Origin of the sequence: Glaciibacter superstes DSM 21135 (genome assembly GCF_000421145.1) — a bacterium.
Classification (GTDB): Bacteria; Actinomycetota; Actinomycetes; order Actinomycetales; family Microbacteriaceae; genus Cryobacterium; species Cryobacterium superstes.
Genome location: NZ_ATWH01000014.1, coordinates 140,041 through 153,114 on the forward strand (window position 1 = coordinate 140,041; position 13,074 = coordinate 153,114).

Here is a 13,074-nt window from a genome sequence, read left to right on the forward strand (position 1 = left end):
TCCCTCTGCGCGACGAGGGTCAGCGGGCCAGGGCGACCTTCACCAGGGCGTCGATGAGCGACTCCGCACTGCGCTCGTCTGCCACCACGTCGACCCGCAGGCCGACGGCGCGGGCATCCTTTGCGGTGCGCGGCCCGATGCAGACCACCAGCGCGCACTCTGGCAGTGGTCCGAATTGCTCCTGCACCTGCGCTGCGACACTCCCAGACGTCACCAGGATCGCCTGCACCAGGCCGGCCGCGACATCCGCCACCACCTTCTCGGCGACCGGAACCCCGACGGTGCGATACGCCACCACAGACGACACCTGGTGCCCGATGCGCTTGAGGCCTTCGGTGAGCAGCGGCTTGGCGATCTCGGAACGGAGCGTCAGCACCCGCAACGGAATCTCGCCGTGCGTCGCTGCTTCCCACTCGGCGAGGAGTCCCCGGGCGGAATTGTCTTCAGACGGAACGATGTCGACGTGGTAGCCGGCGGCGAGTAGCGCGGCCGCGGTCGTCTCCCCCACCGCGGCGATGCGCGTGCCATCCGCGACCTGCGCCTGGTGCGATACCAGCACGTCGACGGTGGTCGCACTGGTCACCGTCATCCAGTCGAACTCGCCAGCGGCGAGACGGGTAAGGGCAGAATCGAGCCCTTCAGCGTCGTCTGTCGGTGCGAAGTTGATCATCGGCGCGACGACCGGCTGCGCACCTTTCGCCCTCAGCTTCGCGGCGACCTGGTCGCCCCACGGGCCGCCCCGCGGCACCAGCACGCGCCAGCCGGCCAGGGGCTTCACCTGCACGGGCCCGGTGTTCATGGGGTGCCCTTCAGCGGTGCCAGTTCGGCAGCGCCGCCGGCGAGCAGCTCGGTCGCCACCCGCTCCGCAATGTCGTCGGCCGCCTCAACCAGATGCCTGGGCGAGGTCGACTCCGGAGTCGCCGCGTGCGAACTGGTGAGCTTCCGCGTGCCATCCGGGCTGTAGACCGTGGCGGTCAGGAAGATCAGGCCGTCATCGACCGTGGCGGTAGCCCCGATCGGAGCAGAGCAGCCGGCATCGAGGCGGGCGAGCACGCCGCGTTCTGCGGAGGTGACACCCTGGGTCGTGCCGTGGTTGATGGCGGCGAGTGCCCTGGCGACTGGGCTGTCGAGTTTGCCGCCCCGCACCTCGATGGCGAGCGCGCCCTGACCGGGGGCGGTCGGCCAGTCAGACAGGTCGAGGAATTCGGTCGCAACCTCGTCGAGCCGGCCAAGGCGACCCAGCCCGGCAGCGGCCAGGATGACCGCGTCGAGATCGCCGTCTGCCACGCGGCCAAGTCGGGTGTCGACGTTGCCACGGATGTCGACAATCTCAAGATCCGGGCGCCGCGAACGCAGCTGGGCGATGCGGCGGGGAGAGCCGGTGCCAACGCGGGAGCCGGCGGGGAGGGTCTCGAGGGTGAGTCCGTCGCGGGCGCAGAGCACGTCGCGCGCATCCGCTCGTTTCGGCGTCGCACCGATGACGAGGCCGGGGTGTTCGCCGGTCGGCAGGTCTTTCATCGAGTGCACGATGAGGTCGCAGTCGCCGGCGAGCAGGGACTCTCGCAGCGCGTTGGCGAAGACGCCGGTGCCGCCGATCGTCGACAGAGACTCACGCGAGGTGTCGCCGTGCGTCGTGATGGGCACGATTTCGATCTCGACACCGGCGGAGGCACCGATGCGATTGGCAACGGTCGTGGTCTGGGCCATCGCGAGGGCGCTGCCCCGCGTGCCGACCCTGATGGCGGTCGCCGCGGCGGCTGAGTTCATCGACGCGCCTCCGGCGGCTGAGTTCATCGACGCGCCTCCGGCGCTCATGGCGCGATCCCGGCAAGCGCGGGCTTGAATCCGAGCCGCACGTTCTCGCAGCAACCGGGGCGGCAAACGTCGTACCAGGGGCCGAGCTCGGTGAGTGCAGGCCGCTCGTCATCCGGAACGTCGTTGACGCGCTCCATGACCAGGTCGACGAGCCCGGTGACGTACGCCGGGTTGGTGCCGGGCGTCGGCACCCGCACGGCGTGCAGCCCGTGCTCGCCGGCGGTCTCCATCGCCTCGTTGTCGAGATCCCAGAGCACTTCCATGTGATCGCTCACGAAGCCGAGTGGAACGATGACGACCGCACGGATGCCGCGGGCCGGCAGGTCGGCGATCGCGTCATTGATGTCGGGCTCCAGCCACGGCATGGTGGGCGGTCCTGAGCGCGACTGGTAGACCAGTTGCCAGCTCACGGCAGTGCCGGCGTCCACGAACGAAGGCGTCGCGGCGGCCATCACGACCTCCGCCACGGCCCTGTGCTGGGCGGCGTACGCGCCGCCGTCACCGAAACCGCGCTCGGCGGGGCCGCTGCGGGCGGCATCCGTCGACGGGATGGAGTGGGTGGCGAACAGAACCTCCACCTCGGTAGCGAGGTCGATGCCGGGAACGGCGGCAGCGACATCCGTCAGCCCCTGCGTGACGCCCTCGATGAAAGGCAGCACAAAGCCGGGGTGGTCGAAGAACTGGCGCACCTTGTCGATGTGCACCTCGTCTTCGAGGCCGGTGGCGGCGAGTGCCTGCGCGAAGTCCTCGCGATACTGGCGGCAGCTGGAGTACGAGCTGTATGCGCTGGTGGCGATGGCGATCAGGCGGCGGTGGCCGGCGGCGTGCGCGTCGGTGATGACGTCGGCGAGGTATGGATCCCAGTTGCGGTTGCCCCAGATCACCGGGAGGTTGATGCCGCGGCCGGCGAGTTCGGCCTCGAGCGCGGCCTTCAGCGCGCGATTCTGGTTGTTGATCGGGCTCACACCGTTGAAGTGCCGGTAATGGTGGGCGACTTCCTCGAGCCGTGCCTCGGGGATTCCGCGGCCCCTGGTCACGTTGCGGAGGAAGGGGATCACGTCGTCCTGGCCCTCTGGGCCACCGAAACCGGCCAGCAGGATGGCGTCATACGCGGTCACTACTGCAGCACCTCCACGAGTTCGGCCAAGGTGACGCGGCGACCCGTGTAGAACGGGACCTCCTCGCGCACGTGACGCCGGGCATCCGTTGCCCGAAGGCCTCGCATGAGATCGACCAGTTCGGTGAGCTCGTCGCTCTCGATCGGCAGCAGCCATTCGTAGTCACCGAGCGCGAAGGCGGCGACGGTATTGGCGAGGGCGCCACGGTAGGAGGCACCGAGGCGACCGTGGTCGGCCAGCATGCGGCTGCGCTCGTCTTCTGGCAGCAGGTACCACTCGTAGCTGCGCACGAACGGGTAAACGGTCAGCCAGCCCTTCGGTGGGACCCCGCGTAGGAACGCGGGCACATGACGGGCGTTGAATTCGGCTTCGCGGTGCACCCCCATGGCGTTCCAGGTGGGGAGCAGGCTCTTCAAGAGGCGGCTGCGACGCAGTTCGCGGTTTGCCCACTGCAGGGTCTCGGCGTCTGGAGCGTGGGTCCAGATCATCACGTCGGCATCGGCTTTCAAGCCCGACACATCGTAGAAGCCGCGAACCGTCACACCTTCGGCTTCGACCAGGGCGACGACGTCATCCAGTTCGTCGACAGCGTGCTGAACATCGCGCCCGTCGAGGTCGTCGGGGTTCGCCGGATCTTTGCGCAGCACAGCGAACAGGGTGAATCCCTGCGGTCCCGTTTCGGGGTTTTCTGCTGTGGGGCGAGTGTCGATCTCGGGCTGGGTGGTGTCTACTGCCTCTCCGGCAGCCGGGTGAGTCATGCATCTAGTCTCCACCGCAATGCGACAAGTGCCAAAAAGGAGGGCTGCCACCATTCTGCAACCGGGGTCCAGGTGACGGATGCCGCTGGCCGCGGCCCGCAGATGACTGCCGGAACACCGCGAAAACATCATGAATCAGCGGCGCGTCACCGGAAACATCACAACTCGGCACCGATCTGTCCCGTCGTGCAGTATTCGTGACATCGCGGCGGCCGAGCGTCGTCCTGCGCGGGTTCACCGGTCCCTGGCATCCGGAATGTGCTGGGATCAGGCGTGCCCCAGCGGCGCTATCGGCGCTGCACCGCCCGAACGCCGAGCCAGACCACGGCCCCGACGACGGCCACGGCCCCGAGGGCGATTCCCGCCAACGCGGCGGGGTTGTCTTCGCCGAGGTTGCGAAGCCCCATCGAGAACCGGCGGCCCCTGATCTTCAACTGCTTGGGAATGTTGAGCTTGTACTCGAGGGCATCGAGAGTGCTGGCGATCTCGCCCCTGGCCGCGTGCGCCTCGGCGCGCAGTTCACCCAGCGACTTCTTCGGCTCTTTCGGCTCTTCGGCCTTGTCGGGCTCCAGTGTTTCAGTGGTCATATTCTCCGACCCCCTTGAATGCGTCGACGTCGTGACGGATGCTGGCGCGCACGCCGTCTGGGTCCTCTTCGGTGCCGGCCTTCACCCTGTTCAGCCCGATCAGGGCAAGAATCACGGCGATGAGCAGCAGTGCGACTCCCACAATCAACGCGGACAGCCAGAGCGGCAGGGCAAGCGCGATGGCGATGATGGCCGTCGCAATCAGTACGCCGGCCGCGAAGAACGCGAAGACGGCGGCGCCGACGAAGAGCCCGACGCCAACACCGAGATTCTTGGCCTTGCCCGCCAGCTCGGTCTTGAAGGCTTCCAGCTCTGCCTGCACGAGGGTCGCTATCTGGCCAGGTAGCTCGCCGACCAGCGCGAAGAGCGACCGTTTGGTCTTCGGGTTGAATCCGTTGTTGCTCACAGGTCCTCCCACATCTCGTGACGGTTAGGCGTCTGCGTCGTCGGTCGACTTGGGCGCGGTACCGGCCGACGGCTTGGCGGTCGACTTGGCAGTTGAGTTGGTGGTGGTGCTGCGCTTGGCTGCCGGCTTGGACGACGAGGTCCCTGACGGCTTGGAAGCAGATGAATTGGATGCAGCCGACTTCGACGCAGCGGATGTCGACGATGTCTTCGACGCCGCGGCATCCGTTGACCTGTTTGTCGACTTGCTGCCTGACTTGGCTCCGCCGGAGCCGGAGCCGGCTTTGTCGATGACCGAGTTCACGACCTTCTTGCCTGCGTCAAAGAGCGCAGCAGGAACATCGCCGACCTTGTCGAGCGCGAAGTCGCGCACCTCGCCGACGCGCCGTTGTACCGGCTCGGCGTTCCAGAAACTGTCAGCGGCCGATTTAATCTGCTCGTAGCGCTTGCGCCCTGCACGGGCGCCCAGCACGTAGCCGATCAACCCACCGGTAATGAACAGGAGCTTGCCCCGCATTTGTGACTCCATTCCTCGACGTTCATGTAACACCCAGCGTAACCCTCAACCTCATTGCTGCACATGGCTTTACCGCCGGATGACGCGGTTGTGTCGCCGTGGAGTCGCCGGAGTGACGGCGAAGCCGGACGATTCCTCCGAGTTGGCTGAGAGTCAGAGTTGCCTGAGAGTCAGAGTTACCTGAAAGTCAGAGCCGCTACGCCTCGCCGCGCCTCAGCAGTTCGCCGGTGAGGGTACTGCCGTCGACTTCGACACCTCGCACGAAGGTGCGTCGCACCACACCGGAGAGTGCGCGGCCCGCGTACGGGGTGATCGGGTTCTTGTGCGCGAGCTTGGTCACGTCGACGACAAAGCTGTCGTCGGGGGCGAAGATGGCGAAATCCGCGTGGTAGCCCAGTGCGAGCTGGCCTTTGCGGGTCAGCCTGGCCAGCTGCGCGGGGGAACTCGCCATCCACTGCACCACCTGCTCAAGGCCGATGCCGCGCCGTCGCGCCTCTGTCCAGATCAGGGAGAGTCCGAGCTGCAGCGACGACACCCCGCCCCAGGCGACCGCGAAGTCCCCATTCTCCAGATCCTTCAAATCGAGGGTGCTTGGGCTGTGGTCAGACACGATGCAGTCGATGGTGCCATCGGCGAGGCCCTCCCACAGCAACTCCCGGTTCGACGCCTCGCGAATCGGCGGGCAGCACTTGAACGCGGTCGCACCATTGGGGATCTCCTCGGCCAGAAGCGTGAGATAGTGCGGGCAGGTCTCCACCGTGATGTGCACCCCGTCGCGTTTGGCCGTCGCGATCATCGGCAGGGCGTCGGACGACGACAGGTGCAGGATGTGAGCGCGTGCGCCGGTGAACCTGGCCCGCTCGATCACCTCGGCGATGGCAATGTTCTCGGCGCCACGAGGCCGGGAGGCGAGGAACTTGTCGTAGTGGTCGCCTTCTGCAGACGGCGCCCGGTCGATGGCCCGCGAGTCCTCCGCGTGCACGATCATCAGTGCGTCGAACGACGCAAGCTCGACCAGGTCCTCTTCCATCTGCTCGGCGTCGAGGTGCGGAAACTCGTCCACCCCAGAGTGGAGCAGGAAGCACTTGAACCCGAACACGCCGTCATCGTGAAGGGGACGCAGCTCCGCCTTGTTACCGGGGATGGCTCCGCCCCAGAAACCGACATCGACGAATACCTGGTCTTTCGCCACCGAACGCTTCAGCTCGAGCGCGTCGACGGTGACGGTGGCAGGGATGCTGTTGAGCGGCATGTCGATGATGGTCGTCACGCCGCCGAGAGCTGCTGCGCGAGTTGCGGAGGCGAACCCTTCCCATTCCGTTCGGCCAGGCTCGTTTACGTGAACGTGGGTGTCGACGAGCCCAGGGAGCAGCGTTTCGTCGTCGGCGAGCTCGATGGTCGTTCTGCCCTGGAGATTGTTGCCGAGCGGTTCCATGGCAACGACGACGCCATCTCGAACACCGACCTCACGAGCAACGATTCCCGCGGTTGTCATGATCTTCCTGCCCCGCACCACCAGGTCGTATTCGACTCCCTGGGCAGGCACGAGGGGTGATTCGTTGGTCATTGTCGTACTCTTTCATGGCTTGCGTGCGCCGGGCTTGCTGATGCAATACTTTCTGACGATATGCTCGCGCTGATCTGGGCTCCGATGCGCTCGAGCAGCGCACCGGCGTTGCTCATGCAGGTCTGAACGTCAGGCTCGAGGTCGGTCAGCGCATAGGTGCGTTCGAAGCCGGCAGCGTGCAGCTGACCAGGCTCCAGTGTCGTACGACCGCAGACCGCGATCACGGGCACGGATGCCGCGGCAGCGGCTCTGGCGACGCCCAGTGGCGTCTTGCCGCCGAGACTCTGCTCATCGAGACTGCCCTCACCGGTGATCACAAGGTCAGCATCGGCAATGCGCCTGGCCAGGTCAGTGAATTCCAGCACCACATCGACCCCCGGGCGGCGGGTGGCGCCGAGAACGGCCAGGGCTGCGTAGCCCACTCCGCCGGCGGCACCGGCGCCTGGCTCCCCGCTGAAGTCGTCTGCCGCCTGCCCGATGGCGCGCGTGAGGGCAGCCGCGAAGGCCGCCAAACCGGCCTCCAGAATCACAACGTCGGCGGCGGTCGCGCCCTTTTGCGGCGCGAACACGGTGGCAGCACCCCGCGCACCAAGCAGTGGGTTGTCAACGTCACTCGCAAGCGTGAACCTGGTGGTCTCCAGCCGTGGATCGAGCCCGGTCAGATCCGCTGAAGCGAGCCGGATGAGAGCTCCCCCTCCCGCGCTCAGTTCATGCCCGTCAGAGTCGAAGAAGCCGGCACCGAGCACGGAGAGGAGGCTGGCTCCGCCGTCTGTCGTGGCGCTCCCTCCGACCGCGAGCACGATGTGGGTGCAGCCGAGGTTCAGTGCGGCGAGGATGAGTTCCCCGGTTCCCCTGCTCGTGGCACCCAGCGCATCCCGTTCACCGCCGGGGAGCCTGTCGAGTCCTGACGCCGCGGCCATTTCGATGACGGCTTTGGCTCCGCGCACCGCGAAGTCTGCGACCAGCGGCTGGCCGCTCGGACCGGTGACGCGTGCGCTGTGGCGAGTGAATCCGCTGCCGAGTGCGGCGTCGAGAGTGCCCTCGCCGCCATCGGCAACAGGCACTCGGTCGACCTGAACGTCTGGGTCAACCGAGCGCAGCCCGATTTCGAGGTGGCGGGCCACCTCGGGAGCCGTCAGCGATCCCTTGAACTTGTCGGGGGCGATGACGATGCGCATACTGTTCGCTCGACGTTTCTCTCAGGCGCCGGGGCGGGTCAGCCGACCGGCGACAGCGCCGGCGACACAATGGGCGAGATCGCCGTCGGTGCGTCGGCGGCGGATGTCGCGATCTCCTCGAACTCGTTGATGGCGTCGATTCCGGCCGCGCCCATCGAAATGTTCGTCACACGTTCCAGGATGACCTCGACCACCACGGGAACACGGAACTCCTCGAGGAGGCGGTGGGCCTCGGCGAACGCGGCAGGCATGTCATCCGCTTCCCGCACGCGAATGGCTTTGCACCCCAGCCCTTCTGCGACCTTGAGGTGGTCGACGCCGTATCCCTCCAGCTCGGGCGAGTTGACGTTCTCGAACGCCAGCGACACGTGGTAATCCATCTCGAAACCGCGCTGTGACTGCCGGATCAGGCCGAGGTAGGAGTTGTTCACCACCACGTGGATGTATGGAATCTGGAAGTGCGCGCCGACGGCGAGTTCCTCGAGCATGAACTGGAAGTCGTAATCCCCCGAAAGGGCGACGACGGTGGTGTCGGGGTCGGCGGTGGCGACACCCAGCGCGGCGGGAAGCGTCCAGCCGAGAGGGCCCGCCTGGCCGCAGTTGATCCAGTGCCGTGGCTTATACACGTGCAGCAATTGAGCGCCGGCGATCTGCGACAGGCCAATCGTGGAGACGTAACGCGTGTCTGGACCGAACGCCTTGTTCATCTCCTCGTAGACCCGCTGCGGTTTCATCGGCACGTTGTCGAAGTGCGTCTTTCGCTGCAGGGTGGCCTTCCGCTCCACACAGCTGTCGACCCAGCTCTCCCAGTCGGGCACCGTGCCGGCAGCCTTGCGCTCCCTCGCCACCTCGATGAGCCCCTCGAGGGCGGCTCCGGCGTCGGAGACGATGCCGAAGTCCGGTGAGAAGACACGCCCGATCTGGGTCGGCTCGATGTCGATGTGGATGAACCGGCGCCCGGCGGTGTACACGTCGAGCGCTCCGGTGTGACGGTTGGCCCAGCGGTTTCCGATCCCGATGACGAAGTCGGAGGCCAGCATGGTCTCGTTGCCGTAGCGGTGCGAGGTCTGCAGGCCGACCATTCCGGCCATCAGGCGGTGGTCGTCTGGGATGGTGCCCCACCCCATGAGCGTCGGGATGACCGGGATGTTCAGAAGCTCCGCCAGCCCGACCAGCTGGGCGGAGGCATCCGCGTTGATAATGCCGCCACCGGCGACGATCACCGGGCGTTCGGCACTCTCGAGCATGTCGAGGGCCTTGTTGAGTTGCGCACGGGATGCCGCGGGCCGGGGAATTTCCATCGGCTCATAGGTGTCGATGTCGAACTCGATCTCCGCCTGCTGCACGTCGATGGGCAGGTCGATCAGCACGGGCCCTGGGCGGCCGGTGCGCATCAGGTAGAACGCCTTCTGGAAGGCGCCTGGCACCTGGCCCGCCTCGAGAACGGTGACCGCCATCTTCGTGACCGGAGCCGCAATGGAGGCGATGTCGACCGCCTGGAAGTCCTCCTTGTGCAGCTTGGAAACAGGGGCCTGTCCGGTGATGCAGAGGATCGGGATGGAGTCGGCCCAGGCGGAGTAGAGCCCGGTGATCATGTCGGTTCCGGCTGGGCCGGAGGTTCCGATGCAGATGCCGATGTTGCCCGGCTTCGTGCGGGTATAGCCCTCTGCCATGTGCGAGGCGCCCTCGACATGACGGGCGAGCACGTGCGCGATGCCGCCATGGGCGCGCATCGCGGAATAGAACGGATTGATGGCAGCACCGGGGAGGCCGAAGGCCTGTGTGGCGCCTTCCTTCTCCAGGATGGCGACGGCAACGTCGACTGCGCGCATCTTTGGCATGATTTTCTCCTTGCGTGAAAGCTGGGTGAGTGAAAGTTGAATGAGTGGAACGGATCAGTGGCTGGAGCGGACTACTTGCTGGAGCGTCCGGAGAGCTGCTCCACCAGGAGCAGCAGGGCGGAGTGGTCGAGTGAGCCATGGCCCTCTGCACGGAGGGCGCCCATCAGCTGCGCGGTCATGGCGCCCAGCGGAATGGCAACTCCGGCCTCGCGGGCGGCTGCGGTGACAATGCCCAGGTCTTTGTGGTGCAGGTCGACGCGAAAACCCGGTTCGAACGTTCGCGCGATCATGCCGGCCGCCTTGCGGTCGAGGATGCGGTTGCCGGCCAACCCGCCTGCAAGCACTTTCACGGCGGCCTCGGTGTCGACTTTGTGCGCCTCGAGAAAGACGAGTGCCTCGGCGACGAGCTGGATGGTGCCGGCCACGATCAGCTGGTTGGCCGCCTTGACCGTCTGGCCGGAGCCGGTCGGACCGACATGCACCACCGTGCTGCCGACGGCATCGAGCACCGAACGCACGGCTTCGACATCCGCTGCTTCGCCGCCGACCATGATCGAGAGGGTGCCCTCGATCGCCCCTGCCTCGCCACCGGAGACGGGAGCGTCGATCGCCTTGAGGCCGGCCTCTGCGGCCTCGGCAGCCAGGCGAACGGAGACATCGGGGCGAATCGTGGAGGCATCCACCCAATACGCTCCCGGCTTGGCGTTGGCGAATACCCCGTCAGCACCGCCGACGACCGCTTCGACATCCGGCGAGTCCGGAACCATCGTGATGATCACATCTGCATCGGCGACGGCGTCGGCAATGCTCGATGCACCGGCGCCGCCTTTGGCTACGAGCTTGTCGATCTTGTCCTGGCTGCGGTTGAAGCCCGAGACGGTGTGCCCGGCCTTGACCAGGTTGATGGCCATCGGGAGTCCCATGATGCCGAGGCCGATTACTGCGATGTGTGTCATTTTCGTGTCCTTCAGAAAGTCGAGTTGAAGCGGGTCAGGCTCGCGCTGCGGCGCGGTCTGCGGCGCGGTCTGCGTTCGTGAGCCAGGCGAACGGGTCGGCTGACGCGGTCTTGTACTCCAGGCCGATGTGGCCCTCGTAGCCCAGCTCGATGCTGCGCTCGATCCACTCGCCCAGCGGCAGGTCTCCGGTGCCGGGCTCGCCACGCCCTGGGGCGTCGGCGATCTGGATGTGGCCGAAGTCGGCTGCGTGGGCTTCGATGACGGATGCGACGTCGTCGCCGTTGACCGCGAGGTGATAGAAATCGGCGAGCAGCTTCACATTGGTGCTACCGCTTTCGCGGCGTACGCGGTCGATCACGGCCAGCACGTCGGCAGCGGTGAGAAGCGGGTAAGCGGCAGCGCCGCTCACCGGCTCGAGCAGCACTGTGCCGCCGACGCGGGCAACAGCGGCGGCGGCGAGGGCGAGGTTCTCTGCACCGACGGCATCCTGCTGTTCTGGTGTCGCGCCTTCGACCCGGTTCCCGTACAGGGCGTTAAAGGCCCTGCAGCCCAGGCGTTCACCGATGCCGGTGACGACGTCGAGATTGTCGCGGAACTCGCTCGACCGTTCCGGCCAGGAGACCAGGCCGCGATCGCCGGCCGGCATGTCGCCCGCGTTGAAGTTCAACCCGGTCAGCTGCACTCCGGCATCCGTCACGGCCCGCTCGAACGCGGTGATCTCGGCGTCGGCCGGCACGGAGGAGGCGAACGGCCACCAGAACTCGACGGCGTCGAAGCCCGCGGCCTTCGCGGCGGCCGGGCGCTCGAGCAGCGGCAGGTCGGTCAGGAGGATGGAGCAGTTCACGGTGTACGACATTGGACGTCCTCAGATTCAGTAGGTTCGTAGACTTCCACATCGCGGAAGCTAGATTCTGCTATGTGAAAAGAATAAGCGACTTCCCCACATGCGTCAACCGTTGGAGTGAGCCCGCCGGTCACGACCGACGAAATGGGTCTCGACGTTGTCGCTGGTTCACCCTGCCGAAACCAAGACGGGGGTCTCGACAAGCTCGACCAATGGGAAGGGGCTCGACCCTTCGACCCTTCGACAAGCTCAGGACGGCGCAAGCTCAGGACGGCGCAAGCTCAGGACGGTGCAGGCTCAGGAGACGGTGCAAGCTCAGGACGGTGCAAGCCCGACCGACGAGTGGGGCGCGGTCGTCCCAAACTCCTAACCCGTGACGCCGAAGACGCGCATTCCCTCCACGAGCGTCTGCGCATCGCGTGTCATCGTACGGGCGACCGACGGCGTGCAATACCCGCCGTACTGTAGCAACGACTTGTCCTTGAGCAACCGTCGGAGCTTACCGGCGAGGACCGGGCCACCTGGTCTCACTGTCGCAAGCAGATCAACGGCGACTCGGTGGTCCTGGTCATTGGCCCGCTCACCGAGGACGGCCCCACACATCGCGTCAGCAGCGGCAATACCCGCGCTGATCGCGTTCGATGCGGCGACTTGCGCCTCGGCGGAAGGGCCTGCTTTCCCGTCCACGTATTCCAGCCGCTCAAGTGCAACTTGCAGATGCTCCCGTGCCGTCCCCGCACGTTGTTGAATCTCCGACCTGGTCATCTTCACCACGCGCGCCATCTGTCAGGAATCCAGAATGCGTCGCCGTAGTTCCGGTCCATGGAACGTGCGGGAGTCTGCCTGCCAGGATGCGACCATCGGGTCGCGAGAGCTGACCATTTCAGCGAGTCGTGCGCTACTCAGGTCGAAGACGTTGCACTCATTTCCGGTCCAGCGCTCAACTTCACTGGTGAGGTCGCCGACGAACTGCTCAATCAGGTGAGAACTGACGTCATCGGCGAATATGGCGACGATGTCGATATCGCTTTCGAGCGTGCTGCTGAAACGTGCGACAGAACCGAAAAGGGCAAGCGTCGTGTGCCTGGCGCCGGAACGGCCGAAACACTTTTCGAAGACAGCGATGATGCGCTCTTCAAGATCGCCCATGACGTCGTCCGTCGCCTGGACGACGGCTTCTATCACGGGCCAAAGAAGGTGCTCCCGGTTGGCGGTATACATGATTGACGGGCCGGATCTGCGGGCGGAAACCGTTCCATGGAGGACCAGTCGATTGAGCGCAGACCTGACGCCGGGATTCGAACCAGTGGCAACAAGTTCCGCGATGCGGGAGCCACTCAACGGCGCCGTCGTATGACCGAGGACGCGCAGCACCTGCCCCTCAAGGCTCGGAATGATGGCGCTGATCGGATTACTGAGGTCCACCTGCACCGCTCCCTTAGGTCTGATGAAATAGTAGCAGAACTGTTCAAATTACATCAGAAGTGC

General features: G+C 65.9%; 14 protein-coding genes. All 14 read right to left on the reverse strand.

Annotated elements, in window-relative coordinates; translation table 11 throughout:
* Positions 1–19 precede the first annotated feature (19 nt).
* Complete coding sequence (locus K323_RS0119120) at positions 20–799, reverse strand: uroporphyrinogen-III synthase (protein ID WP_022886869.1); 780 nt, start codon at positions 797–799, stop codon at positions 20–22.
* Positions 796–1,794: a hydroxymethylbilane synthase gene (gene hemC / locus K323_RS0119125; protein WP_051147441.1), complete on the reverse strand. Its 999-nt coding sequence runs from the start codon at positions 1,792–1,794 to the stop codon at positions 796–798. Before hemC ends, K323_RS0119120 begins: the two co-directional genes overlap by 4 nt.
* A 17-nt stretch (positions 1,795–1,811) precedes the next feature.
* Positions 1,812–2,933 (reverse strand): ferrochelatase, encoded by a 1,122-nt coding sequence (locus K323_RS0119130; protein ID WP_022886871.1) that lies wholly within the window; start codon positions 2,931–2,933, stop codon positions 1,812–1,814.
* Positions 2,933–3,691 carry a hydrogen peroxide-dependent heme synthase gene (hemQ, locus tag K323_RS30580; RefSeq protein ID WP_022886872.1) on the reverse strand — a complete coding sequence of 253 codons (759 nt, stop codon included), beginning with the start codon at positions 3,689–3,691 and terminating at the stop codon, positions 2,933–2,935. The genes K323_RS0119130 and hemQ overlap by 1 nt, the downstream gene beginning before the upstream one ends.
* Before the next feature lie 287 nt (positions 3,692–3,978).
* Positions 3,979–4,278 carry a DUF3618 domain-containing protein gene (locus K323_RS0119140; protein ID WP_022886873.1) on the reverse strand — a complete coding sequence of 100 codons (300 nt, stop codon included), beginning with the start codon at positions 4,276–4,278 and terminating at the stop codon, positions 3,979–3,981.
* Positions 4,268–4,684, reverse strand: coding sequence for a phage holin family protein (locus K323_RS0119145; RefSeq protein ID WP_022886874.1), 417 nt, complete (start codon positions 4,682–4,684; stop codon positions 4,268–4,270). Before K323_RS0119145 ends, K323_RS0119140 begins: the two co-directional genes overlap by 11 nt.
* Before the next feature lie 24 nt (positions 4,685–4,708).
* Positions 4,709–5,200, reverse strand: coding sequence for a hypothetical protein (locus tag K323_RS29920; RefSeq protein WP_022886875.1), 492 nt, complete (start codon positions 5,198–5,200; stop codon positions 4,709–4,711).
* Positions 5,201–5,396: 196 nt separating this feature from the next.
* Positions 5,397–6,767 (reverse strand): allantoinase AllB, encoded by a 1,371-nt coding sequence (gene allB / locus K323_RS0119155; protein WP_022886876.1) that lies wholly within the window; start codon positions 6,765–6,767, stop codon positions 5,397–5,399.
* Complete coding sequence (locus K323_RS0119160) at positions 6,764–7,945, reverse strand: glycerate kinase (RefSeq protein WP_022886877.1); 1,182 nt, start codon at positions 7,943–7,945, stop codon at positions 6,764–6,766. The genes allB and K323_RS0119160 overlap by 4 nt, the downstream gene beginning before the upstream one ends.
* A gap of 38 nt (positions 7,946–7,983) precedes the next feature.
* Entirely contained in the window at positions 7,984–9,786 is a 1,803-nt protein-coding gene (gene gcl / locus K323_RS0119165; protein ID WP_022886878.1) for a glyoxylate carboligase, read from the reverse strand.
* Positions 9,787–9,857: 71 nt separating this feature from the next.
* A complete protein-coding gene (locus tag K323_RS0119170; protein ID WP_022886879.1) occupies positions 9,858–10,742 on the reverse strand; it encodes a 2-hydroxy-3-oxopropionate reductase in 885 nt (294 codons plus the stop codon).
* 34 nt (positions 10,743–10,776) lie between these two features.
* Positions 10,777–11,598, reverse strand: a complete 822-nt coding sequence (locus K323_RS27350) for a hydroxypyruvate isomerase family protein (protein WP_022886880.1) — start codon at positions 11,596–11,598, stop codon at positions 10,777–10,779.
* A gap of 354 nt (positions 11,599–11,952) precedes the next feature.
* Positions 11,953–12,273 carry a hypothetical protein gene (locus tag K323_RS29110; protein WP_169515693.1) on the reverse strand — a complete coding sequence of 107 codons (321 nt, stop codon included), beginning with the start codon at positions 12,271–12,273 and terminating at the stop codon, positions 11,953–11,955.
* Positions 12,274–12,372: 99 nt separating this feature from the next.
* Positions 12,373–13,011 (reverse strand): nucleotidyltransferase domain-containing protein, encoded by a 639-nt coding sequence (locus tag K323_RS0119185; protein ID WP_022886882.1) that lies wholly within the window; start codon positions 13,009–13,011, stop codon positions 12,373–12,375.
* Between the last annotated feature and the right edge of the window lie 63 nt (positions 13,012–13,074).